The organism is Ruminococcus sp. AM42-11, assembly GCF_003480145.1.
GTDB lineage: Bacteria > Bacillota > Clostridia > Lachnospirales > Lachnospiraceae > Blautia_A > Blautia_A faecis.
Genome location: NZ_QUIO01000002.1, coordinates 1 through 24,134 on the forward strand (window position 1 = coordinate 1; position 24,134 = coordinate 24,134).

Consider the following 24,134-nt stretch of genomic DNA (forward strand, 5'->3'; position numbering starts at 1 on the left):
TCGACTATTTTTACTTTTTCTACTGGTTCTATCTTACTCTTTCTGAACATGAAAATACCCCCATATAGGACTTTTATATTTCATTGTCCTATATGAGGGTAGCATATCAATATATTGTTTTTACGGATGACAGCTTTGACAAGCCTTACACAGAGGAACAAAGAACCTATGTTGTCAGCAGTAACAATAAGGCTTTCATTGAGGGTATGGGAGGATATTCTATCTATGCTTCTTCCCTTGACGGCTCGGATAAATGTGTGCGACTGGAAGCGTATATGGCTGATGAACACGGCGGCAAGGATGGTTGGAAGATTGAAAAATGTTATGTGAAAGACGACAGCAACCGTGAAATGCTCGACATTATTGCCGGCAAGTTCTTCATTGCATACGCACCGATTGAGTCGGAAAAGTTCCTCAGTATGCCGAAAGAACTGGCTCGTAAGTACGAGGAAAAGTTCAAATACCCGGAGAGATTTTATAAGTCCTTGGACGGTATTGAAGCAAAGCCGTATAAGCCTGTCTCAAAGGATATGGAGAGATAAGAGTCAATCTATGGGGCAACCCTGAGTGTCTGCATAATCTTAGCGAGCAGACCATTTATGGACAGGAATGTCCAAAACGGTACACTCGTTAGGGGTTGCCCCTAATACCCCAAGCAAGAAAGGAGCATAAGCTTTGCGGGAGATAGTATTGGTCGCCGCCGGGTTACTCATCGGCGGCTTTTTCGGAGTAACAACAATGTGCCTGTTTCAGATAAACCGGGACAGACACTATATTTACAGAAAGGACAGCGATAAAAATGAGCAAGAGAAACATTGAAAAGCACATTCTGATGAACAAGGCAGAAGCTCAGGATTTGCAGAAAAAAGCAAAGCGGGCGTGTCTTTCCGAAGGCGGACTTATCCGTTTGCTTCTCAGAGGATACGAGCCGAGAGAAAAGCCCGATGAAAGATTTTACGATGTTATGCGTGAGCTTTCCGCTATCGGCAACAACATCAATCAGCTTGCGGCGAAAGCAAACACCCTCGGATTTGTGGACGCACCGCAGCTCAAAAAGGAAGCCGAGCGTTGGCACAAGTTTCAGGCTGATGTGGAGCGTACTTTTTTAAGACCCGATAAGAGCGATATGAAATGGCAGTAAGTAAATTGTGGTCGGTCACATCAAGGCTCGGTCAGGTAATCGACTATGCCGCCAATCCCGAAAAGACGGCGGCAGACATTTACACCGAGGAACAGTATCAGGCTCTCCGTGATGTTCTCAGCTATGCAAAGGACGAAGAAAAAACCGAGCGTGAGTTTTTCGTAGAGGGTATCAACTGCAACCCTGCGACCGCAAGAGACCAGTTTATATCTGTAAAAAAAGCATACGGCAAAGACGACGGCATTCAAGCCTATCACGGATACCTGAGCTTTAAGGAACAGGACATATCCCCGGAGCTTGCACAGAAAATCGGAATGGAATTTGCAAACGAAGTGTGGGGCAAAAGATTTCAGGTGGTGGTTACTACTCATCTGAACACGAAACACCTGCACTGTCATTATGTAATAAACTCCGTTTCCTTTGTGGACGGCAAGCGGTTATGGGGCGACGAAAAAGCGTGGTTCAAGTTTCGTTTGGTTGCCGACTGCCTTTGTGAAAAGTACGGACTGTATTACAATCCGAACCCAAACCGCAGTAAGCAATCCTCTTATTACTACAAGCAGGAACAAGCCGGTATGCCGAGCCGATATTCAATGACCCGTGACGCCATTGATGAAGCGATTGCACACAGCACCAACTTAAAGACCTTTGATTATATCCTGACTCAGATGGGCTATGAACATTGTCTCAGCGACAGTCGAAAGTATTGGACGATTGTCCCGAAAGGATACAAGAAGCCGATACGACTTAAATCACTCGGAGAGAATTATACCGAGGACGCAATCAAGCGTAGGCTGACGGAAAATCAAAAGGTTCTTATCGTTCCTTTTGCAAAGGAAACGGTAAGAGTCAGGCAGTACCGAATGCCCACAAGAGAACACAAAGTCAAAAAGGTCGGCGGACTGTATGGGCTGTATCTGCATTACTGCTATAAGCTGGGTTATCTGCCGAAGTACAAAAAACAGAATACCGCAAGGCTTCACTATCTTTTGAAAGAAGATTTGCTGAAGCTCGACAAAATCACTCAGGAGACAAGGCTGCTTGGACGGGAGAACATTTCTACCGACGAGCAGCTTTTCTCATATAAAGAGTCCGTGTTGTCGCAAATCAAATCCTTGACTGACGATAGAACGCACCTGCGAAAACAGTTAAGAAGAAATTTGAGTGACGATGAGCTATCAAATGTCAAAGAGCAGATTACGGCAATCACGAGCAAGCTGTGGACTCTCCGCAAAGAGGTCGGTCTTTGTGATGACATAGCCGAAAGGTCAAAGGTTATTGAAGCCAACCTTGAAACGGTAAGAGTTTACGAAGAAAAACAAGAACGAAAGGAGCAGAACCGTAATGACAAACGGAGGTGATGCGGCAGAACAGGTCGTCAGGCTATCGCTTGAAGGCTTTGAAGTAGCCGCAAAATTAAGCGGAGCGGCAGCAAAGAATATTGCCGTTCTTTTAGTCTCTGTTCTCAAACAGGAACAGAAAACAAAAGGCAAGGCTCGACTTACTAATATGATTAAGTCGGGCAAGGAGCTGAAGGTGTTTTCTATCCCCAACAAGGACTTGAAGAAGTTTACCGAGCCGGCAAAACGCTACGGCGTTCTCTACTGCGTACTCAGGGATAAAAACACAAAGGGCGATAATGTCCCGATTGATATTATTGCCCGTGCAGAGGACGCTTCCAAAATTCAGAGAATCGTTGAGAGATTTGAACTCGGTAAAGTTGATAAGGCTGCGATTGTCACCGAGTCTCAGAAGGCTGTCAGAAAAGCGTGAAGCTTTGGAGAAAGACAAGCCGACGAAAACCAAAAACGAAATCATCACTGAGGAAGCCGTCAGAAAACCTATTCAGAAAGAGGGGTATTCCCAGTCAAACCCCACAGTCGCCAAAACGGACAAAAACCCTCCGTCAAGGCACGACTCCGAGCCGGTAGATATGCAAACTGATAAGGGTACTGTAAGCGACAGACAGAGAAAGCCGTCGGTAAAAGCAAAGCTTGACCGATATAAGGCACAGTCCAAGCAGCAGAAAGAAGCAGAACGCAAAGAGCCGGAGGTATCAAAGCCGGAAGTCAAGAACGCCCCGGCACAGACCGTACACCAGCAGCCGAAACCTAAAAGCAAAAATGTGAAAGAGAGGTAATCACAATGACAAACAATTTTACCCCTGCTAAGGCAGGACAGCAGAGCAAACGACTTTCCAAAGAGGAATATGCCGAGAAGATGAAGGCTGAAAAAGAAGCCGTATATCAGATGGCGGACGACACCGCAAAGGCGATTGTTTCCGACCCGGAAAAGTTCAAAGCCTTCCTTGATACGCAGAGCCGTCTTGACAGATACTCTGCGGTCAACGCACTTCTGATTTTCAAGCAGCTTCCCGAAGCAAGCCAGCTTAAAAACTTTGATGACTGGAGCAAAGATAATGTGAAAATTCAGAAAGGTGCGAAAAGCATTTCCATTCTTGAACCTGTCGAGTATGCAAAGAAAGACGGTACGACCGGCATTTCCTACAATGTGAAAAAGGTCTTTGATGTTTCGCAGACCAACGGCAAAAGACCGCCTGCACCGACTGTCAACCGTGACCCGAAAGCACTCATTACCGTTATGCTGGATTCTTCCCCGGTTGAAGTGGAAGCAACAAATGAGCTTCCGTATCCCAATATGGCGGCGTTTTATAACAACGAGGAACAGACCTTGTATGTAAAGCGTGATGTGGGAGACAGCGTAGCGGTCGCTCAGTGCGTAGCACAGGAGCTTGGCCACGCACAGCTCTCTATCAACAGCGACAGTTACAGCAGAGCGGATATGGGCTTTCAGGCAGTATGTATCGGCTATATGCTTTGCAAAAAGTACGGCGTCGATACACAGAATTTTGCTATCAACCGTATCCCTGAAAAGCTCGCCGGCAAAGAGCCGAAGGACATTCGCTATGAGCTTTCCAAAACGAGAAACGCAATGGCGGATATTCACTCCCGTGTTTCCGATGAGCTTTACAAGAAAAAGCAGGAACGAAGCAAAGACTACGAAAGATAAGGTGAGACTATGGCGAAGGAAGAAATGTATCATATCGCATTGGACGATTATGAACACGGCATTATTATCCGTTCTCTCAACGACGAGAAAACAGATTTGATGAACGAGGGCAAATCTACCGATGCGGTGGACGACCTTATCATCAAGGTCGGAACTGCCCCAAAGAAAAAGTTCAAAGTTATCGAAAAGGAACGCTCCTGTGAATCGAGATAACGAGAGGCAGTCTGCTATTATTCTTTCCGTCATCGGTATTATCCCGGTCGTATGGCTGGCACTTCTGATTGCACCCTCTGTAAAAGGAGGATTGCCGGAAATACTGCCGAGCCTATTAACAGCGTTCAACGAACCATTTCATATTGAGCTATGCGAGGACAGCCTAAAAACTGTCCTCGTTTTGCTTCTCTGCTATGCAATGGGTATTGGGATTTACTTCTCAACACAGAAGAATTACCGAAGGCGTGAAGAACACGGTTCTGCAAAATGGGGCAATGCAAGAGCCGTAAACAAAAAATACAGACAGTCTCCGGCTTCTGCAAATAAGCTGATGACGCAAAATGTCTGTATCGGACTCAATGCGAAGAAACACCGAAGAAACTTAAACACCCTTGTGTGCGGCGGTTCGGGAGCCGGTAAGACAAGGTTTTACTGCAAGCCGAATCTTATGCAGTGCAACACATCATTTGTCATTCTTGACCCAAAGGGCGAAATTCTCCGAGATACCGGAAAGCTGCTTGAAAGCAAAGGCTATGAAGTCCGTGTTCTCGATTTGATTTCAATGGAGAAAAGCCATTGCTATAACCCGTTTGTCTATTTGCAGAATGACAACGATGTGCAAAAGCTCGTGACGAACCTTTTTAAGAGTACCACTCCGAAAGGAAGTCAATCACAAGACCCCTTTTGGGATACCTCGGCTTCAATGCTTTTGCTTGCACTTGTATTTTATCTTCATTATGAAGCACCCGAAGATGAACAGAACTTTGCAATGATAATGGAAATGCTCAGAGCCGGTGCGATTGAGGACGAGGAGGACACAAGACCTTCTCCTCTTGATGAACTGTTTGCGGAATTGGAGATGTCGAATCCCGACCACATTGCTTTGAAGTATTACCGTTCCTATCATTCAGGTGCGGCGAAAACCTTAAAGTCCATACAGATAACCCTTGCGGCAAGACTGGAAAAGTTCAACCTTGAAAGTCTTGCTTCTTTAACCACCACAGACGAGCTTGACCTCCCGTCACTCGGAGAGAAAAAGGTCGCTCTGTTCGCTTTGATACCGGATAACGATTCCAGCTTTAACTTCTTGGTATCTATCCTTTACACACAGCTTTTTCAGCAGTTGTTTTATGCTGCCGACCATATTCACGGCGGCTCGCTTCCCGTTCCCGTTCATTTTTTGATGGACGAGTTTGCGAATGTTTCACTCCCTGATGACTTCGACAAAATTCTTTCGGTTATGCGTTCCCGTGGGGTATCGGTAAGTATTATCTTGCAGAACTTGGCACAGCTTAAAGCCTTGTTTGAAAAGCAATGGGAAAGCATTGTAGGTAACTGCGACGAGTTTTTATATCTCGGCGGCAACGAGCAAAGCACCCACAAATATGTGTCCGAGCTTCTCGGCAAGGAAACCATTGATACCAACACTTTCGGAAAAAGTACCGGTCGAAGCGGCAACTACTCCACAAATTATCAGATTAGCGGTCGAGAGCTTCTTACTCCTGATGAGGTTCGTATGCTTGATAACCAATATGCAATTCTGTTTATTCGTGGAGAACGCCCCGTTATGGACTTCAAGTACGACATCTTGAAGCACCCGAATGTGGCACTTACAACCGATGGAAAGGCTTCTGCATATAAACACGGCGAAGTGACCATCAAGCACTCATCAATTTCCGTTCTTTCTATTGACCCGGAAGAACTTCCGGAGGAAAGCTACGGAGAAACCAATTACGAACTTCTGTCCGATGAGGATTTTGAAGTGAATAAAAACTTATTTTAACGGAGGAAAACACAATGAACATTTTTAAGAAGAACAACGAAAAGAAAACTACTCAGAAGCTGCCTATGACCGGAAAGGTTCAGAAAGGCTTCCGTGCTTACTGCGCCGTAATCGCAGCAGCAACTCTTGTTTGCGGTATGAGCGTTACCGCTTTTGCCGCCAGCGACCCGATTACCGTAGTCAACAATCTGTCCGATTTCATCTTCGGTCTTATCCGTGCCATCGGTCTTATCCTGCTTGGCTTCGGTATCGTTCAGGTCGGTCTCTCTTTGAAGTCTCACGACCCGTCTCAGAGAGCCAACGGTTTCCTGACTCTTGCAGGCGGTATCATCATTACCTTTGCAAAGGAAATCCTTACCCTTATTACCGGTTAAGAGAACACAGTTATCAAACGGGGCATACCTGGCATTTCAGGTATGCCCCTAATCTTAAAGGAGGTGCAAACAGATGAGTGATAACTGGGTAGTTCAGAACCTCGAAAATGCCCTTGAAACTTGGAACAGCAAGCTTTCGGAAATATGGCAGTTGCTAACCACTTCGCCGCAACAGTTCAAAGGCGGCAGTATTTGGTCGGTAATGGTGAATATCAACGGAGCAGTTCAGGCTATCGGTCTTGCCCTGCTTGTTCTGTTTTTTGTTGTCGGTGTGGTTCGCACCTGCGGAAGTTTTACCGATGTAAAGAAACCGGAACACGCATTAAAGCTGTTTATCCGCTTTGCCATTGCCAAAGGTGTGATTACCTACGGGCTGGAGCTTATGCTTGCCCTGTTCGACATCGTACAAGGTACGATTTCAACCATTATGACATCTGCGGGATTCGGTACGCCCAATCAAACAACTTTACCTGCTGAAATGGTAACAACCATTGAAAGCTGCGGATTTTTTGAAAGTATCCCATTGTGGGCGGTTACTCTTATCGGCGGACTGTTTATCACGGTCTTGTCGTTCATTATGATAATGACGGTGTACGGACGATTTTTCAAGCTGTATATGTACACTGCTCTCGCTCCGATACCGCTTTCCACATTTGCCGGAGAACCGTCGCAGAATGTGGGTAAGAGCTTTATAAAGAGCTACTGTGCCGTTTTGCTTGAGGGAGCAGTAATTGTACTTGCTTGTATCATCTTCTCCCTATTTGCTTCTACGCCGCCGGTAGTGAACCCTGACGCAGCAGCCGTTACTCAGGTATGGGCATATATCGGCGAACTGGTATTCAATATGCTTGTGCTTGTCGGTGCGGTTAAGATGAGCGACCGAATTATCCGTGAAATGATGGGCTTATAACGGGAGGTTCTCTGATGAAGAAAAACAAGAATAATAACGATAGATGGCAGGGCTATACGCCTGCCGACTGCGACTGCAAATATTGTGTGTATTACGGAGGAAAGAAAAACGGCAATGTGATTTGCCTTGCGGACACCTGCGTCTGCTCTGATGAAATCCGTCACGCAAAACAAGCATATCGCAGAGAAAGGAGCTTTTGATGGAAGTCAAAATTAACCGAGAGATACGAAATTACACAGAGTCAATGTTTTTTGGACTGTCGCTCAGACAGTTCATTTTTTCTGTCCTCGCCTGTGCGGTAGCGGTAGGACTTTACTTCCTCCTAAAACCGTACCTCGGAACAGAAACTGTATCGTGGGTGTGCATTTTGGGAGCTGCCCCTTTTGCGGCTCTCGGCTTTGTGAAATACAACGGAATGACGGCTGAGAAATTTATATGGGCGTGGATAAAGTCCGAGTTCCTTATGCCGAAAAAGCTGGTCTTTCATTCCACCAACACCTATTACGAATTGATGAAACCGACAATCGAACAAAAACAGAAGGAGGCTTATAAGAACAATGATTAAAACTCTTACAAACCTGTTAAAGCAGGACAAAGAAAAGTTCGTAGTACCAAAGGGCGTACAGGATTGTATTCCCATTACCGCTATTTATGATGACGGCATTTTCCGTGTAGGCAAGGACAAGTATTCCAAAAGCTTCAAGTTCACGGATATTAACTATGCCGTAGCGAGCCGTGAGGATAAGGAAGCAATGTTCCTTGAATACTCCGAGCTTCTCAACTCTCTTGACAGCGGAGCTACTACAAAGCTGACTATCAACAACAGACGGCTTAACCGTCTTGACTTTGAGAAAACCATTCTTATCCCCGAAACCGGCGATGAGCTTGATGTTTACCGAGAGGAATATAACAAAATGCTTCTCGACAAGGCAACCGGGGCAAATGCCATCGTTCAGGATAAATATGTTACTATCTCCATCAATAAAAAGAGCGTGGAGGACGCACGAACCTATTTTGCCCGTGTCGGTGCTGACCTGATTGCCCACTTTGCAAGACTCGGAAGCAAATGTGTGGAGCTTGAAACCGATGAGAGACTGAGAATTGTCCACGATTTCTTCCGTGTCGGGGAGGAAACCGCCTACCACTTCAATATTAAGGAAACGAGAAAGAAGGGACACGATTTCAAGGATTATGTTTGCCCCGATACAATGGAATTTGAAAAGGACTACTTCAAAATGGGAAACCGTTACGGGAGAGTCCTTTTTCTTCGTGAGTACGCTTCCTATATCAAGGACAGTATGGTAGCCGAGCTTACCGACCTGAACCGCAACCTGATGATGTCCATTGACATCGTACCTGTTCCTACCGATGAAGCGGTGCGAGAAGCAGAGAGCAGACTGCTTGGGGTTGAGACGAATATAACCAACTGGCAGAGAAAGCAGAATCAGAACAATAACTTTTCCGCTACCGTTCCGTATGATATGGAACAGCAGAAAAAGGAAATGAAGGAGTTCCTTGATGACCTTACCACTCGTGATCAGCGAATGATGTTCGCTGTACTCACTATGGTTCATACTGCGGACTCCAAAGAACAGCTTGATAACGACACCGAAGCTCTGCTTACTACGGCAAGAAAGCATTTGTGCCAGTTTGCCGTTCTCAAGTATCAGCAGATGGACGGACTGAATACGGCTATGCCCTTTGGAACACGCAAGATTGACGCATTCAGAACCCTTACCACAGAAAGCCTTGCGGTCTTTATTCCCTTCAGGGTTCAGGACATTTACCACGAAAACGGCATTTACTACGGTCAGAATGTCATCAGTAAAAATATGATTATTGCCGACCGCAGACAGCTACTCAACGGCAACTCTTTTATTCTCGGCGTATCCGGCGGCGGAAAATCCTTTGCGGCAAAGGGTGAAATTGAAAATATCATTCTTTCCTCCAATGCAGATGTTATTATCATAGACCCTGAGCGAGAGTATTCGCAGCTTGTAAAAGCTCTCGGCGGCGAAATAATCAATATTTCCGCTACTTCTCCGAGCCATATCAATGCGATGGATATGAACAAGGAATACGGCGACGGAGCAAACCCGGTTATCCTGAAATCCGAGTTCATTATGTCCCTTTGCGAACAGCTTATCGGCGGTACAAACCTCGGAGCAAAGCAGAAATCTATCATCGACCGTTGTACGGCAAGTGTTTACCGAGACTATCAGCAGAGAGGATATACCGGTACTGTTCCTACCTTGCAGGATTTTCGTGCGGAGCTTTTGAAACAGGACGAGCCGGAAGCAAAGGAAATCGCCCTTGCTATCGAGCTGTTTACTCACGGTTCTTTGAATACCTTTGCAAAGCCAACCAATGTTGATACGGATAACCGACTTATCTGTTATGACATTCTTGACCTCGGCAAGCAGCTTATGCCTATCGGTATGCTTGTCGTCCTCGACTCTATTCTGAACCGTATTACACAGAACCGTGCTAAAGGTAAGCAGACCTTTATCTTCATTGATGAAATCTACCTCCTGTTCCAGCACGAGTATTCTGCAAACTTCCTGTTTACGCTTTGGAAGCGTGTAAGAAAGTACGGCGCTTATGCCACCGGCATTACACAGAATGTGGACGACCTTTTGCAGAGCCATACAGCGAGAACTATGCTTGCAAACAGCGAGTTTTTGATTATGCTCAATCAGGCGTCAACCGACAGAATTGAGCTTGCAAAGCTCCTTAACATTTCTGACCTCCAGCTTTCGTATATCACGAATGTTGACGCAGGACACGGATTGATTAAGGTCGGCAGTTCGCTTGTGCCGTTTGCAAATAAGTTCCCGAAGAATACGAAGCTGTATAAGCTGATGACAACCAAACCGGGCGAGGGTGCATAACCCTTGCCCTATTCTGTAAATGAGAAAGGAAACACCTATGAAAAACAAAATCTATATTGCCATAATCTGTGCTTTCAGCATTGTATTTGCCGTCAGTTCAGGTTTTCTCATCAAGCACTATTGCGACTCTGCAAAGCAGGCTGAGATGTACGACAATCTGATTGAGGTTGTGGAGACCGAGCCTGAAGAAACCACAGAGCTGATGAACTACTCCGAAGAAAAGACCTTTATCCCGGAGTATCAGGAGCTTTATCTGCAAAATAACGATATGGTCGGCTGGATTAAGGTTGAGGACACAAAAATCAATTATCCCGTTATGCAGTCAAAGGACAACCCGAACTTCTATCTGAAGCACGGCTTTGATAAGGCATACACCGACTACGGCTGTCCTTATGTTCAGGAAAACTGCGATATGGAACTGCCAAGCGACAATATCATTATCTACGGTCATCATATGAACGACGGCTCTATGTTCGCCGGTCTTATGAAATTCAAGGACAAGAGCTTTTGGGAAAAGCACAAAACAGTATCCTTTGATACGCTGACCGATAGACAGACCTATGAAGTAATTGCCGTGTTCAAAACCGTAGTATATACGGATAGTCCCGACAGCTTCAAATATTATCAGTTCGTCAATGCGGACACCGCCGAGGATTTCACTGCCTATGTTGAGAAGTGCAAGAAACTGTCGCTTTACGAAACCGGCATAACCGCCGAATACGGCGACAAGCTCCTGACCCTTTCCACCTGTGAGTATTCCCGGACAAACGGCAGACTTGTTGTAGTGGCGAAGCTAATAAACGAATAATACAACAGGTAGTTCAGCCTGCATAGGAAGGAGGGATTGTATGGCTGATATTAAAACGAAAGACAATGCAAAAGGTACGATACGAACAATAGATAAGGCTGCCGTCGCAACCCAACGAATGAAGCAGGCGTATATCGCAACAAAAGAAAAGGCGGAGCGGTCGGTAAATGCCAACAGCAGTTCTGCCGAGGAATACGCTTCCGATAAACTGGAAAGCGGTATTGACGAGGTGTTTCACGATGGTGCCTATGCGTTTGACAAGGCGGGACGAAAGGGACTTGAAACCACAAAAGAGAATATCCGCACCGCAAAGGACGGTATTCAGCGTTTCAAGCAGCAGCGAGCCGAGCAGTCTTTGAGAAAACAGGCTTCGCAAAACACAAGCTCTGCGATTAAGACTGTCGATAAGGCGGAAAAGACCATAAAGCAGTCTGCCACTTCCTCCGGAAAGAAAACCATTAAGTTTGCCGGAAAAGAAGCAACAAAGACCGCACAGAAATCGGTTAAGACGGCTGAGCAGACTGCAAAGACTGCGATAAAAACCAGTCAGCAAGCGGCAAAAGCGGCACAGAAAACAGCTCAGGCGACAGTTAAGGCTTCGCAGAAAGCGGCACAGGCGGCAAAAGCCACAGCCAAAGCAACAGCCGCTACGATTAAAGCCGCAGCCAAAGCCACCATTGCCGCAGTAAAAGCAATCATAGCGGCGGTAAAAGGTCTTATTGCCGCTATCGCTGCCGGCGGTTGGGTTGCGGTGGTAGTAATTATTGTGCTATGTCTTGTAGCCTTGATTGCAGGTTCTGTGTTCGGTATCTTCTTTTCGGGAGAGGATTCCGGCACGGGAATGTCAATGCAGACAGTCGTTCAGGAAATCAATCAGGAATATGATGACCGATTGGAACAGGAAAAGAACTCTGTAAGCTATGATGTGCTTGAAATGAGCGGAAGCAGAGCTGTTTGGAAAGATGTTCTTGCGGTCTATTCTGTTAAAGTGAATACCGACCCCGACAATCCGATGGAGGTTGCTACGGTTGATGAAACCAAGAAGCAGCTACTGTCGGATATTTTTTGGGAAATGAACGATATTTCTTCCCGAACGGAAACGAAAACCCATACCGAAATCGAAGAAAGCGACGACGGACACGGCAACATCGTACAGACCGAAACCACAGTAACAGAAACTTTCCTGTATATCACGGTATCGCACAAGACCGTTGATGAAATGGCGGCTATGTACGGATTTAATCAGGAGCAGAAAGAGTATCTTGCCGAGCTGCTAAAGGACGAAAACAATCAACTATGGTCTCAGGTGCTTTACGGTATCGGATACAGCGACGACCAAATCGTAACGGTTGCCTTGTCACAGGTGGGTAATGTAGGCGGTCAGCCTTACTGGTCTTGGTACGGATTTGACTCCCGTGTAGAATGGTGTGCCTGCTTCGTCTCTTGGTGTGCTAACGAGTGCGGATATATCGACGCCGGTATTATTCCAAAGTATGCCGGCTGTGTAAACGGTGTACAATGGTTCAGAGACCGAGGACAGTGGGCAGACGGTTCGTATGAGCCTTCGCCCGGTACAATCATTTTCTTTGACTGGGAGGGCGACGGTGTGACAGACCACACCGGTATTGTTCAGAAATGCGAAAACGGTACAGTCTATACCGTTGAGGGCAACTCAGGCGACACTTGCAGAACCAAAACATACCCTGTCGGAAGCTCTGTTATCTACGGATACGGTATTCCGGCATATTAAAAAGATGGCTGCTCGTTTGAGTAGCCATCAAGTACATTATGAGAAATCAGGTATTTACTCAAGAACAAATATAACCTTCTGAAGCCTTTGTCCCAACAAGAGAAATATGCGGATATATACCATTGACAACATCTTCATAGAATTTACGACCGATTCTTGCAGATGTAACTCTATTTGTGAAAAAGTCTCTAAAGTGGTATGTGCCGGGTAATAATGAAGGAACAACAGCAACAATAAAAGCGTTATATTCATTTTGTTCCATTTTGTTAAGTTTTATCATCAGTGTTCACCTCCTTGTTGATAAGCCTGAATTTGTAAATGGAATTCTGAGTTGTTACTAATAGATTGTTCTTTTTAATATAATAATCATCACGGGAACTAATAATTCCCAAAGAAGTAATTGGTTTAAAATCATCGTCAACAGGATGCCAAACAAAGAATTGTCTGTTTCCATTCTTAAGAATATAGATAACACCGTCTTGACCTATATATCTATTTCTCCAAGATGTAGAATGTGAATTATTATTCTTATCACAAGACTCTATATATGTGACAAAATAGACATCAACAATTTCATCTGCCGTTTTCAAATAATCCATAACATTTTTTCTTTCGCTTGACTTTAGTATCTTTCATATTGCTTGATATTATTGTGTAAAATATCACATACTCTAAATCTGTCAGAACAGTTTTCTATTATGTTCTTTAAATATAGGCTTGACAAATAAAGGGTTAAGGAATATAATTAGATTCAGTATTAGACAAGGAGTTAATAAATATGCGGCAAGGTATTCTTAAATAAACTGTCAATTTGATAGTGGGAACAAAAAGTAGCAGTCCCGTTTCACTTTTAATATGGGGCTTATTTTTTTGTACCCAGTTTAAGAATACTTTTATCATGTAATTTTATATGCCCGAAAACATATAAGTGTTTTGGGGCTATTGGAGTTATTTACCCAGTGATAGGAGTATTTATCACTGGGTATTTTTATGCCCTTTTTTGGGTGTTGATAGGAGGAAAATCACATGAAAATAATTAACTTAGGCATTCTGGCTCACGTTGACGCAGGAAAGACAACATTAACGGAAAGTTTATTGTATACCAGTGGTGCAATTGCAGAACTAGGGAGCGTAGATGAAGGCACAACAAGGACAGATACAATGAATTTGGAGCGTCAAAGGGGAATCACTATCCAGACAGCAGTGACATCTTTTCAGTGGGAGGATGTAAAAGTCAACATTATAGATACGCCAGGCCATATGGATTTTTTAACCGAAGCATACCGTGCTTTATCTGTCCTTGACGGAGCTGTTTTAGTCATTTCGGCAAAAGACGGCGTACAGGCACAGACGCGTATATTATTCCATGCGCTTCAGAAAATGAACATTCCGACAATTATCTTTATAAATAAGATAGACCAAAATGGAATCGACCTACAGCGTGTTTACCAAAGCATTAAAGACAAACTTACCAGTGATATGATTGTCATGCAGGAGGTTTCCCTGTCGCCCCAAATATCCATGACCGATATTTCTGATTTGGACAAATGGGATATGATTATTTCCGGAAGCGATGAACTATTAGAACGATATGTTGCAGAGGATTCTTTGGATATACAGGAATTACAATATGAAAAGTGCAAAAGAACCAGATGCTGCTCTTTGTTTCCTGTTTATCATGGGAGTGCAAAAGACAATTTAGGAACAGAAAAACTGATTGAAGCGGTTACAGAAACTTTCATTACAGAAACAGACGATATTCAGTCTGAATTATGTGGATATGTTTTTAAGGTTGAGTATACAGAGCGGAAAAAACGGCTTTCTTATTTACGCCTGTATCATGGGACGCTCCATTTACGGGATACCCTGCTGCTGTCAAAAAAGAAAAAAATAAAGATTACAGAAATGTGTATTCCGTCAAATGGTGAAATCGTCCCGGCTGACCATGCCTGTCCGGGAGAAATTGTTATTTTAGCTGATGATACTTTGAAACTGAACGACATTCTGGGAAATGAAAAACTCCTGCCTCACAAAACATGGATTGATAATCCCATGCCATTACTTCGGACAACGGTAGAGCCGCAAAAGCCGGAGCAAAGGGAAGCCCTGTTAAATGCCCTCGCAGAGATTGCTGATACAGACCCTCTTTTGCATTTTGACATTGATACTGTTACACATGAGATTATGTTATCTTTTTTGGGAAAAGTACAGTTAGAAGTTATTTGTTCGCTATTAGAAGAAAAATATCATGTGGGCGTGGCTATGAAAGAGCCTTCGGTTATTTATCTGGAAAGACCGCTTAGAAAAGCAGAATATACCATCCACATAGAAGTCCCGCCAAATCCTTTCTGGGCTTCTGTCGGGTTGTCCATAGAGCCGCTCCCTATTGGAAGCGGAGTGCAGTATGAAAGCAGAGTTTCACTTGGATATTTAAATCAATCGTTCCAAAATGCGGTTATGGAGGGGGTTCTTTATGGCTGCGAGCAGGGGCTGTATGGATGGAAAGTGACAGACTGTAAAATCTGTTTTGAATATGGATTGTATTATAGTCCTGTAAGTACCCCCGCAGACTTTCGGCTGCTTTCCCCTATCGTATTGGAGCAGGCTTTAAAAAAAGCAGGGACAGAACTATTAGAGCCATATCTCCACTTTGAAATTTATGCACCGCAGGAATATCTCTCACGGGCGTATCATGATGCTCCAAGGTATTGTGCAGATATTGTAAGTACTCAGATAAAGAATGACGAGGTCATTCTGAAAGGAGAAATCCCTGCTAGATGTATTCAAGAATACAGGAACGATTTAACTTATTTCACAAATGGGCAGGGAGTCTGCTTGACAGAGTTAAAAGGATACCAGCCAGCTATTGGTAAATTTATTTGCCAACCCCGCCGCCCGAATAGCCGTATAGATAAGGTTCGGCATATGTTCCACAAGTTAGCTTAACAGCTTGCAAAAGTCATATAAAATGAGATTTGAAAGGAGAATGTAACTTCATGTTTGCTAAAAATTCAAAGGCATATTCTGTCTACCTGCTGTTCCGATTTGTCTGTTCCCTGGCGGTTTCTATGTCCACAGTGCTTTCCATCGTGTACCACCTGGAGGTGGTGCAGCTGGATGCTTTCCAGCTTGTCCTGGTAGGGACGGTTCAGGAGACCTCCTGCTTTCTGTTCGAGATGCCCACCGGTGTGGTGGCGGATTTGTATAGCCGTCGGCGCTCGGTGCTGATTGGAATGTTCCTCTACGGCCTGGGCTTTCTGATGGAGGGTGCGCTACCGTGGTTCGCGCCGGTTCTGCTGGCCAGGTTGTCTGGGGTTGCGGTGATACCTTCATCACCGGCGCTCTGGAGGCGTGGATTGCCTCGGAGGAAGAGGACAAACCCATAGACAAGGTGTTCCTGCGGGGCAGTCAAATGGGGCAAATCGGCGGCGTTCTGGGCGTGGTGCTGGGCACACTGCTGGGAAACATAAACCTGCAAATGCCTGTCATCTTGGGGGGCAGTTTGTGCTTGTTGTTGGGGCTGGTGATGGTTCGCATCATGCCAGAAACCAACTTCTCCCCTGCTATTGAGGAACGGCAGGGCTTGCTTAAAGACTTTGTCTGCCTGTTCAAGCTCAACCTGGGCTTTGTGAAAGGCGCACCTGTGTTGCTGGCGCTCTTAGCAATCACACTATGCGGGGGACTTGCCAGTGAAGGCTTTGACCGGCTCTCCACCGCTCATTTTCTGGATGACACGGTAATACCCGTTATCGGGCCGCTGAACAGCGTCACTTGGTTCGGTGTTATCAGTCTTATCGGCAGCGGCTTAGGTATTCTGGCTTCTCAGTTGCTCATCGCCCGCATGGAGAAAAAAGGGACTGTCAGCCGAACCAGTGTGGTCATGTCCACCAGCGCCGGGTATATCCTGTTCCTGGTTCTCTTCGCGGTGGGGCGGAGCTTTTGGTTCATGTTGTTGGTGTTCCTGCTGGCGGGGCTTATGCGCACCATCAAGGAGCCTGTGCTGGCCGCCTGGATGAACGACCAAGTGGATGAGAAAATGCGCGCCACAGTCTTTTCCACCAGCGGACAGCTGGACTCTTTCGGGCAGATCATCGGCGGGCCTATTGTGGGGCTGGTAGCCCAGCAGGTGTCCATACCCTGGGGGCTGGTCTGTACCGCTTTCCTGCTGTTGCCCGCGCTGTTCTTAGTGCCGGTGGCGGGAAAGAAGCGGGATTGATATGGCATAGTTAAGTTTACTGACGAGCGGGAGATTACTTCCGCTCGTCTTCATTTAGTAGCGCAAAATTTGAGGACTCTTTATTTCCTTATTCGGTATAGCGGAGGCGGCTGTCAATTCGACATAATTTTCTTGTGATACTTTACCGTACATGAGCATTTGTTTCGTATTTGAAAGAACAAACTCACCAAATAAAAAAAACGATATTCGGGTGGGTTATTTTGTTATACCCTAAATTACCCTCTGAATTTGTTTTTAAATTTGGAGGGATTTTTTTATGTCCTTTTTTCGGGCAGTTATCTATCTGCTCATACGAAGCAAAATTTATCAATACATAGCATATCAGAGAACGGCAGGAAACCAGTTAAAAAAATTTCTGCCAGTGCAACGGTACTTCTCACCTTGAAAGTAGAAGTACAATCTCCATACAATAGAATTACTATTTCCTATAACCGTAAAGGTCACAGAGCCTTTGCGGTTTTTCTTTTGTCGATTTTTGTTGGAAAGTGCCGTAGGGCTGTTTCTGATATGCGGTGTCGTTCTCCGCCTCTCCATCTGGATTTTTTACATTTCAAAAATTCAGATGGGAGGTATTTATGGTGAAATATGCACCAAGAAAGGTATATATCAGAGAAAGTGGCGGCTATGTGGAATTATCCTACACGGAGTTCTGCCGTTGCAGGGAATCCGACCAGACCTATATGGACAAGCTGTTTATCCCCATTCAAGGCTGTCTGCTTGAAGTCGTGAGGGAGCAATACACAGACTTCTACCGTGACAAGGAACGGTGGCGTTATCTGCAAAAATTAGATACAAAGAATAGACTGCTATCTCTCGACGGATTTACGGACAGCGAGGGGAATCCTCTGGACTTTATCACTGATGAAGCGGTGGACATTGCAGAAACCGTTGTCAATGCGGTCATGGTGGACAGGCTGAAAGCCGCCCTGCCTTTGCTGTCGGATAGTGAACAGGAGCTGATACAGGCAATCTTTTTTGACGGACTTTCCGAGCGTGAAGTCGGGGCGAGGTTGGGCATAACCCAGAGCGTTGTAAACAAACGCAAAGCCAGAATCCTAATAAAACTAAGAAAGATAATAGAAAATTAAAATTTAAGGCGTTCAGCCCCCTTGTTTTTTCCTTTGGGAAGATGAGGGGGCTTTTCTCTGCCCTCTCAATCAATTCTGATTGGAGGAAGTAAGAATGGCATACAACCACGGACGGGAGGACAGGAAATGGCGTATCTGGAAAGAAGCGGAGGAAAAGCTGCTGCGTGAGTGCGGCGTTGATGAAGCGACCATTGAGCAGATACGCATGGCGGACAGGGCAGACTTCAATTCCAACAGGCGGTTTTACCGATGGACGAATGACGTTGCGGAATATCTTGAGGACATGGCAGGCAGGGAGCGGCAGGCGGAAGTGGGTACGGTTGCGGAGTTACTGGAAGAGATTGAGAGCGAAAATCTCTATCAAGTATTAGTCACGGTGGACGGGCGTACCTTGAAAATCGTCCTGCTGAAAATGCAGGGGTATTCCACAAAGGAGATTGCCCCGCTTGTGCATTTGACGACTGGTGCCATCTATGCGAGGTTAGACCATCTGCGGAAGAAGCTGCGGAAAATTTTATAGCTTCTAAAACAGCCTGCCATCCTGCGGGCTACTGGGTGAGGGATGGAAATCCCCTCACTCATTTTTTGCAGGAGGACAACAGGATGGCATACAGGGTTAAGGCATGGGAAGAACCTATGAGTCTATGATGGAGGAACTGGAAGTAATAGAAATTCTTTCTACTGCTTATGATGGTGACGAATTTCCGGGTTATGAGAACATAAGATTGAGTTTTTCACAACTGGAAACGATTATTCGGAATAAACGCAGCGGTTGGCTTGATGCTTTGAGAAATCAAAAAGCAGTTTATCTTATAACTGATACCAGCAACGGAAAAATGTATGTTGGCTCGGCAACTGCTCAGTATGGAATGTTGCTTCAAAGGTGGACTAACTATATAGACAATGGACACGGTGGGAATGTTGAACTTAAACATATTGTTGACACCAAAGGGTTTGATTATATAAAAGCAAATTTTCAGTATTCAGTATTAGAAAACTATAACGCACGAATGGATGATAATTACATACTGAGTCGTGAAAAATGGTGGAAAGATACCCTTTGCACAAGACAATTCGGATATAATAAAAACTGATAAAAATTAGACCGTCAGATCTCATTCGAGACTTGACGGTCTTATATTTTTTTACTGTATTTAAGAAAATCGTTTTGGTGTTCCTGTTTGCGAAGTTGATAGCCTTGTGCAATCAGCGTATCTACTTTCAGAGCAATTAGGTTTATGTCGGAACACATTGCCCGTGCAATCTGCTGAATGTCATAGCCGTTTTCAATGTATTCCAAAATGGTGTCGTCCGGGAGCGAAGCCTGAGAAGCGAAGATATTTGCTTCATACTCCATACGGTTCTCTCTCATATCAAAGATGTTGAACTCTTTGAACCCGCCGACAGCAACCGCTTCTTGCCTGTGGAGAACATCGTGTCCGATTTCGTGCCATAGCACTATCTGTTCCACGACCGGGTGCATACCGTTTTTAAGGAAAACAAAGCGGTTCTTCAGAATGACCTTGTATGCTCCACGCTGCTTTTCAAAATCTCGGTAGATAATATTGATACCAAGCTCTTTTGCGACCTTGTACGGGTCACGAGTACCGCAACGGTCAATGAGCTTGTTGACGATTTTCACAATTTCAGCCGTAGTGTAATACCCCAATCCGGCTCACCTCCCATATTATAGTATATCGGATATTTACCCTATAATAAATTATAAACTATTGTGTGTCCCATATATTGGACTTAGTTCACTGTGAGGATTACTCGTCTTTGCGGTATTTCTTCGGGGTGTATTTTTTATTGTTCTTCTTTGCAATAAGATATGCTTCCTGAATAGCGTCAACCATTTCACGCATATCTTCGTCAGCCATTTCGCCGCCGGCAAACAGACCGGTAACTTCTGCAAGCAACTCCTGAGCCTGTCTTGCCCCTCTGCGTCCGTATTTATCCTCTACATCGGCGATGAAAGCGTCATCCTCAGACAGCAGATAATTCACATTTACATTTAATGCTTCTGCCAGCTTCTTGTATCTTTCCGTTCCTCTCGGACGGGATTTATCATTTTCATAAGAACAAATTACACGTCGGGTTACGCCTATTTTTTCAGCCAATTCATCCTGATTAAGACCGAGTTTAGTCCTCTCTGCTTTGACTTTTTCACCGAATGTCATCTTTGATTTCACTCCTTAAAAGAATATTTACAGTTTAACTTCTCATTTACTCTTGACAAGTACACTTAAACTGCGTATAATAAGAAACAGGAAGTTGAACTACTCATAGTTTACACTAAACTTCCCAAAATGTCAAGGGGGGTTCAAAAAATGTTACGAAGCATACTTCATTGTGATATGAACAACTTCTATGCCAGCGTCGAATGTATGCTCGACCCCGCATTGAAGAAATATCCGATTGCTGTCTGCGGCTCTGTGGAGGAACGACACGGTATCGTGCTTGCAAAGAACTACAAAGCAAAGGCTTTTGATGTGAAAACCGGGGACGCAGTATGGCAGGCTAAACAGAAGTGCAAGGACTTGGTTGTAGTGCCGCCCCATTATGAGGAGTATATCAAATACTCAAAGCTTGCGAGAAGCGTTTATGAGCGATATACCGACCAAGTTGAACCGTATGGTATGGACGAGTGTTGGCTGGATATTAGCGGGACAGAAAGCCTTTTCGGTTCGCCGGAAAAGGTGGCAAATGAAATTCGTGAAACGATGAAGTTTGAACTCGGCTTGACGATTTCTGTGGGTGTTTCCTTTAATAAGATATTTGCGAAGCTCGGCTCGGATATGAAGAAACCGGACGCAGTAACCGTTATACCAAAGGATACATTCAAAGAAAAGATTTGGGGACTTCCTGCCGCTGACCTGCTCGGTGTAGGACGGGCAACCCAGCGAGTGCTTGACAGCTATTGTATTCGTACCATCGGGGATTTAGCGAATAACGACCCTGAGTTCTTACGCAGAAGATTAGGAAAGAACGGAGTAGTTTTATGGAACTATGCCAACGGCAACGACCTTTCCCTTGTTGCCAAGAAAGATTTCGTTTCTCCTATAAAAAGTGTAGGACACGGTATAACAACAGTAGCAGATTTAGAGAAACCGGAGCAGGTGTGGCCCGTGTTTCTCGAATTAACCCAAGACATCGGACACAAGCTCCGTGTTCACGGACTGAGTGCAGAAGGTGTCGCAATACATATTAGAGACAACACGCTCAATACAAGGCAATGGCAGACGAAGATTGCACTTCCTACACAGTCTCCGATGATTATTGCAAAGACCGCTTTTCAGTTGTTTGAAAAAAGATATGGGTGGAATAACCCTATCCGTTCTGTGACAGTACAAGCCATAAATCTTATTCCACAAGACACGCCCCGTCAAATAGATATGTTTATGGACGCCGCAAAGCAGGACAAATTGGAGCGAATGGAAAAGTGTGTTGAAGAAATCAGACGGCGTTTCGGAAAGGACAGCATAAGGAATGGGGTTCTGTGTCAGAACTTGCGGCTACCACCGGAAAAAGCCGAAATCACTATGCCGACAGGTATGGTTGGTTAAGGAGGTCTAAATGTGATTGACGAAAAAGAGGTTACGGCTTATGTTACGATGCCCGACTGCTTTTTGCAGGGGTGCAGCGAAGATATTGTTATCTTTCGTGCGGACGGCGGAAACCATTTTACCGACTACGGTATATATGAGGGAATGTTTCTTTTCTTTGACCGGAAAAAACGCTTTAAGAAAGGAAGGCTTTCCTGTTACATCAATACTGCCGGAGATGACCGACCCAAGTACAGGGTGTCGGATAAGAACATCGACGGATACAAGCACTTGGGAAGATTAGTTTTGACTTTGAGAAATTACGAGGAATAAAAATGGAATCCGAAAGAAGAAAAGTTTATGTTGAAGTAAATGTAACACATAGACCTGATGGAACGGCTCGTCCGAACTTCATCAAGTTTGAGAATGATGAAAAATATGAGATAGACCGTGTAATTCAGAAATGCCGTGCGGCTTCCACCAAAGTCGGAGGAACCGGTATCCGCTACACGGTACAGATTTGCGGCAAGCCCACATTTCTGTTCGACGAAGAAAACGGAAAGTGGTTTGTAGAAGCAAAATCCTAATGGTAGGAGGTTTTGTAACTTGAAACATTTATCGAGATTTGACATCGAAGCGATTGCCGACAAGTATGTTCAGGCATATATGGCACTTCCCGATGTCCGTAACACACAAATATACAGAATTGACCCGGAGCTTCTCTTGGAGAAGGTTCTCGGATTGAATGTCGAATACCAGCACCTATCTTATGACGGTAGTATTCTCGGAATGACCTCATTTACGGAAATGGGTGTTCAGGTATTTGAAGATGATGATAACGAAGCCTTTTTCTTTTTGGATGGAAAAACCGTTCTCGTGGAAAAGGACTTGAACTTTGACAGCAAGCTGAAAGGCAGAAAGAATTTCACCTTAATGCACGAGGGCAGCCATCAGATATTTAAGATGTTGTTCCCGAATGATTACGGTGTGACACAGAAATCTGCCGGAGTACATTATTACAAGGCAAATTCCGAGAGAAATAAGCCTATATCCGATTGGGAGGAATGGCAGGCAAATACGCTTGGAGCTGCTATCCTTCTTCCCGAAAACCTTATAAAGCAGGGAATGTATCTGTTCAGTCTTGGAGAAAAGATTGAGTGTCTGAACAAAATATACTATCCGAGCGTATATAAGAGATTTGATGCACTTGCGGATTTTTTAGGGTGTTCCAAAAAAGCACTTGCTATACGAATGAAACAGCTCGGACTTTTGAAAAAGGAGTATCTTGATAATCCTTTTGATTTGGTTACGGTTTATCCGGAGGTGAGCGAGCTATGAAATCGTTGGAACAAAAGATAATCGTAAGGTGCAAAAACTGTGGCTGGCGTATTTTTGACAAGGTAACAATGACAACAGGCGTGATTGAACTGAAATGTCCGAACTGCCACAGAGTAGTAGAGGTTGACCTATCCCTACGCAAGGGAACAGTCAAGTACAGATTAACAAGAAGTAGTAACAGAGCGAACAATTAAATATCGGACAGATGTACCGAGCCACGAGTCCTTGAGCGAAAGCTCTTGAGTCATCAAATTGCCGGACGCTGAGAATTAAGGGATAGAAATATCCTAATGTTCTTGGTGTCCGGCTTTTTTGTCGCTCCCGAAAGGAGCAAGACCGTGACATATAAGTGGCTGGCGTATATCGCCAAGTATCCGTAATCTCCGAATTTTTGATTTCAACCAAATTCAAAAATTCAAATTTAAGGAGATTACGACAATGACAAAACTTACATTAGAACAACAGGAATTATTATTTGCGAACGACTGCAAGCTCATTAACCTGCGGTATGAATATCACGGCTACACCGGCACGGAGAAATGGGCGATTGTAACAGAACTGGCGGAAGAAGAATTGTGGGTTAAATACCCTGATGTTATCCGTCGGTACACTCCGTTCATTCTGCTTTCTATGGCTCAGGGCGAAGTGATAACGGAGTATCAGAACTACGAAGCAAGAGAGAGAATGAGAAGGCTTCTTTTCGGACACGCATTTGACATCAATGACGGAGAATTTGAAGTGCATCATCCGGAATTGGCAGTCGATACAGACCCAATCGAAGAAATAATGCTGAAAGACAATATTAAGCGACTTCGGGAGGTTTTGTGTTACTTAAGCGAAACACAGAAACGCAGAGTTTTTAAGTATTTCTTCTACAACAAAACACTTGAAAAAATCGCAGATGAAGAAGGAGTCGATTTTACTTCTGTAAGGGAATCGGTAAACAGTGCAATAAAAAAGTTGAGGAAATTTTTCTAAAACACCCCCCAAAAACGCTCTCCCATTTCAAACAAGTGAAGGGGTTAA

At 44.6% G+C, this 24,134-nt stretch carries 30 protein-coding genes and 1 pseudogene; 27 read left to right on the top strand and 4 right to left on the bottom strand.

Annotated features, from left to right (window positions below; genetic code table 11):
- The first annotated feature begins 92 nt into the window (after nt 1-92).
- The 16 genes from DW904_RS01575 (at nt 93) to DW904_RS01645 (ending at nt 12,900) form a co-directional block, all read left to right on the top strand.
- Nucleotides 93-542, top strand: coding sequence for a DUF3846 domain-containing protein (locus DW904_RS01575; RefSeq protein ID WP_243110271.1), 450 nt, complete (start codon nt 93-95; stop codon nt 540-542).
- A gap of 148 nt (nt 543-690) precedes the next feature.
- Entirely contained in the window at nt 691-819 is a 129-nt protein-coding gene (locus DW904_RS01580; RefSeq protein WP_242989553.1) for a DUF3789 domain-containing protein, read from the top strand.
- Nucleotides 800-1,141 carry a plasmid mobilization relaxosome protein MobC gene (gene mobC / locus DW904_RS01585; protein WP_024721689.1) on the top strand — a complete coding sequence of 114 codons (342 nt, stop codon included), beginning with the start codon at nt 800-802 and terminating at the stop codon, nt 1,139-1,141. The genes DW904_RS01580 and mobC overlap by 20 nt, the downstream gene beginning before the upstream one ends.
- Complete coding sequence (locus DW904_RS01590) at nt 1,132-2,502, top strand: relaxase/mobilization nuclease domain-containing protein (RefSeq protein ID WP_024721688.1); 1,371 nt, start codon at nt 1,132-1,134, stop codon at nt 2,500-2,502. The genes mobC and DW904_RS01590 overlap by 10 nt, the downstream gene beginning before the upstream one ends.
- On the top strand, nt 2,486-2,914 hold the full coding sequence (locus DW904_RS24435; RefSeq protein ID WP_279254377.1) for a PcfB family protein: 429 nt from the start codon (nt 2,486-2,488) through the stop codon (nt 2,912-2,914). The genes DW904_RS01590 and DW904_RS24435 overlap by 17 nt, the downstream gene beginning before the upstream one ends.
- A 4-nt stretch (nt 2,915-2,918) precedes the next feature.
- Nucleotides 2,919-3,281, top strand: coding sequence for a DUF3801 domain-containing protein (locus tag DW904_RS24440; protein ID WP_279254378.1), 363 nt, complete (start codon nt 2,919-2,921; stop codon nt 3,279-3,281).
- A 5-nt stretch (nt 3,282-3,286) separates the two neighbouring features.
- The gene (locus DW904_RS01600; protein ID WP_015573064.1) at nt 3,287-4,171 is read left to right on the top strand and encodes a hypothetical protein; all 885 of its coding nucleotides are present in this window, start codon (nt 3,287-3,289) and stop codon (nt 4,169-4,171) included.
- Nucleotides 4,172-4,180: 9 nt separating this feature from the next.
- Nucleotides 4,181-4,384 (top strand): hypothetical protein, encoded by a 204-nt coding sequence (locus tag DW904_RS01605; protein ID WP_002606285.1) that lies wholly within the window; start codon nt 4,181-4,183, stop codon nt 4,382-4,384.
- Nucleotides 4,371-6,167 carry a VirD4-like conjugal transfer protein, CD1115 family gene (locus tag DW904_RS01610; protein ID WP_024721685.1) on the top strand — a complete coding sequence of 599 codons (1,797 nt, stop codon included), beginning with the start codon at nt 4,371-4,373 and terminating at the stop codon, nt 6,165-6,167. Before DW904_RS01605 ends, DW904_RS01610 begins: the two co-directional genes overlap by 14 nt.
- A gap of 14 nt (nt 6,168-6,181) precedes the next feature.
- Nucleotides 6,182-6,541: a glutamyl-tRNA amidotransferase subunit A gene (locus DW904_RS01615; protein WP_014635894.1), complete on the top strand. Its 360-nt coding sequence runs from the start codon at nt 6,182-6,184 to the stop codon at nt 6,539-6,541.
- A 73-nt stretch (nt 6,542-6,614) separates the two neighbouring features.
- Nucleotides 6,615-7,451 (top strand): hypothetical protein, encoded by an 837-nt coding sequence (locus tag DW904_RS01620; RefSeq protein WP_003525214.1) that lies wholly within the window; start codon nt 6,615-6,617, stop codon nt 7,449-7,451.
- Nucleotides 7,452-7,465: 14 nt separating this feature from the next.
- Nucleotides 7,466-7,651: a hypothetical protein gene (locus DW904_RS01625; protein ID WP_015573063.1), complete on the top strand. Its 186-nt coding sequence runs from the start codon at nt 7,466-7,468 to the stop codon at nt 7,649-7,651.
- Nucleotides 7,651-8,016: a PrgI family protein gene (locus DW904_RS01630; protein ID WP_015573062.1), complete on the top strand. Its 366-nt coding sequence runs from the start codon at nt 7,651-7,653 to the stop codon at nt 8,014-8,016. Before DW904_RS01625 ends, DW904_RS01630 begins: the two co-directional genes overlap by 1 nt.
- Nucleotides 8,009-10,342 (top strand): VirB4-like conjugal transfer ATPase, CD1110 family, encoded by a 2,334-nt coding sequence (locus DW904_RS01635; protein WP_015573061.1) that lies wholly within the window; start codon nt 8,009-8,011, stop codon nt 10,340-10,342. Before DW904_RS01630 ends, DW904_RS01635 begins: the two co-directional genes overlap by 8 nt.
- Before the next feature lie 37 nt (nt 10,343-10,379).
- Nucleotides 10,380-11,150: a class B sortase gene (srtB, locus tag DW904_RS01640; protein WP_015573060.1), complete on the top strand. Its 771-nt coding sequence runs from the start codon at nt 10,380-10,382 to the stop codon at nt 11,148-11,150.
- A 40-nt stretch (nt 11,151-11,190) separates the two neighbouring features.
- Nucleotides 11,191-12,900, top strand: coding sequence for a CHAP domain-containing protein (locus tag DW904_RS01645; RefSeq protein WP_015573059.1), 1,710 nt, complete (start codon nt 11,191-11,193; stop codon nt 12,898-12,900).
- A gap of 58 nt (nt 12,901-12,958) precedes the next feature.
- Here the strand turns inward: DW904_RS01645 and DW904_RS01650 are convergent, their stop codons facing one another.
- Both DW904_RS01650 and DW904_RS01655 read right to left on the bottom strand, forming a co-directional pair.
- On the bottom strand, nt 12,959-13,180 hold the full coding sequence (locus DW904_RS01650) for a hypothetical protein (protein ID WP_015573058.1): 222 nt from the start codon (nt 13,178-13,180) through the stop codon (nt 12,959-12,961).
- The gene (locus DW904_RS01655) at nt 13,167-13,499 is read right to left on the bottom strand and encodes a hypothetical protein (RefSeq protein ID WP_015573057.1); all 333 of its coding nucleotides are present in this window, start codon (nt 13,497-13,499) and stop codon (nt 13,167-13,169) included. Before DW904_RS01655 ends, DW904_RS01650 begins: the two co-directional genes overlap by 14 nt.
- 427 nt (nt 13,500-13,926) lie before the next feature.
- Between DW904_RS01655 and tet(O/32/O) the strand changes: the two genes are divergently transcribed.
- The 5 genes and pseudogenes from tet(O/32/O) (at nt 13,927) to DW904_RS01685 (ending at nt 19,319) form a co-directional block, all read left to right on the top strand.
- Nucleotides 13,927-15,846: a tetracycline resistance ribosomal protection mosaic protein Tet(O/32/O) gene (tet(O/32/O), locus tag DW904_RS01660; RefSeq protein WP_024721683.1), complete on the top strand. Its 1,920-nt coding sequence runs from the start codon at nt 13,927-13,929 to the stop codon at nt 15,844-15,846.
- Nucleotides 15,847-15,896: 50 nt separating this feature from the next.
- A pseudogene (gene tet(40) / locus DW904_RS01665) lies at nt 15,897-17,116 on the top strand (tetracycline efflux MFS transporter Tet(40)).
- Nucleotides 17,117-17,715: 599 nt separating this feature from the next.
- A complete protein-coding gene (locus DW904_RS01675; protein ID WP_105116765.1) occupies nt 17,716-18,225 on the top strand; it encodes a sigma-70 family RNA polymerase sigma factor in 510 nt (169 codons plus the stop codon).
- 94 nt (nt 18,226-18,319) lie between these two features.
- Nucleotides 18,320-18,745 carry a sigma-70 family RNA polymerase sigma factor gene (locus DW904_RS01680; RefSeq protein ID WP_000323895.1) on the top strand — a complete coding sequence of 142 codons (426 nt, stop codon included), beginning with the start codon at nt 18,320-18,322 and terminating at the stop codon, nt 18,743-18,745.
- Nucleotides 18,746-18,869: 124 nt separating this feature from the next.
- Nucleotides 18,870-19,319, top strand: coding sequence for a GIY-YIG nuclease family protein (locus DW904_RS01685; protein WP_015573053.1), 450 nt, complete (start codon nt 18,870-18,872; stop codon nt 19,317-19,319).
- Nucleotides 19,320-19,360: 41 nt separating this feature from the next.
- Here the strand turns inward: DW904_RS01685 and DW904_RS01690 are convergent, their stop codons facing one another.
- Both DW904_RS01690 and DW904_RS01695 read right to left on the bottom strand, forming a co-directional pair.
- The gene (locus DW904_RS01690; RefSeq protein WP_024721678.1) at nt 19,361-19,894 is read right to left on the bottom strand and encodes an ImmA/IrrE family metallo-endopeptidase; all 534 of its coding nucleotides are present in this window, start codon (nt 19,892-19,894) and stop codon (nt 19,361-19,363) included.
- Nucleotides 19,895-19,994: 100 nt separating this feature from the next.
- Complete coding sequence (locus DW904_RS01695; protein ID WP_015573052.1) at nt 19,995-20,405, bottom strand: helix-turn-helix transcriptional regulator; 411 nt, start codon at nt 20,403-20,405, stop codon at nt 19,995-19,997.
- A gap of 150 nt (nt 20,406-20,555) precedes the next feature.
- Here DW904_RS01695 and DW904_RS01700 point away from each other — a divergent pair, with 150 nt between their 5' ends.
- From DW904_RS01700 to DW904_RS01725, 6 genes are all read left to right on the top strand, one after another.
- The gene (locus DW904_RS01700; RefSeq protein ID WP_015573051.1) at nt 20,556-21,791 is read left to right on the top strand and encodes a DNA polymerase IV; all 1,236 of its coding nucleotides are present in this window, start codon (nt 20,556-20,558) and stop codon (nt 21,789-21,791) included.
- A gap of 12 nt (nt 21,792-21,803) precedes the next feature.
- Nucleotides 21,804-22,103 (top strand): hypothetical protein, encoded by a 300-nt coding sequence (locus DW904_RS01705; protein WP_024721677.1) that lies wholly within the window; start codon nt 21,804-21,806, stop codon nt 22,101-22,103.
- Nucleotides 22,104-22,105: 2 nt separating this feature from the next.
- Complete coding sequence (locus DW904_RS01710; RefSeq protein WP_003525178.1) at nt 22,106-22,357, top strand: hypothetical protein; 252 nt, start codon at nt 22,106-22,108, stop codon at nt 22,355-22,357.
- Nucleotides 22,358-22,376: 19 nt separating this feature from the next.
- Entirely contained in the window at nt 22,377-23,108 is a 732-nt protein-coding gene (locus DW904_RS01715; protein ID WP_024721676.1) for an ImmA/IrrE family metallo-endopeptidase, read from the top strand.
- A complete protein-coding gene (locus DW904_RS01720) occupies nt 23,105-23,302 on the top strand; it encodes a hypothetical protein (RefSeq protein ID WP_074124429.1) in 198 nt (65 codons plus the stop codon). The genes DW904_RS01715 and DW904_RS01720 overlap by 4 nt, the downstream gene beginning before the upstream one ends.
- A gap of 244 nt (nt 23,303-23,546) precedes the next feature.
- Nucleotides 23,547-24,086 carry a sigma-70 family RNA polymerase sigma factor gene (locus DW904_RS01725; RefSeq protein ID WP_015573050.1) on the top strand — a complete coding sequence of 180 codons (540 nt, stop codon included), beginning with the start codon at nt 23,547-23,549 and terminating at the stop codon, nt 24,084-24,086.
- Nucleotides 24,087-24,134 lie beyond the last annotated feature (48 nt).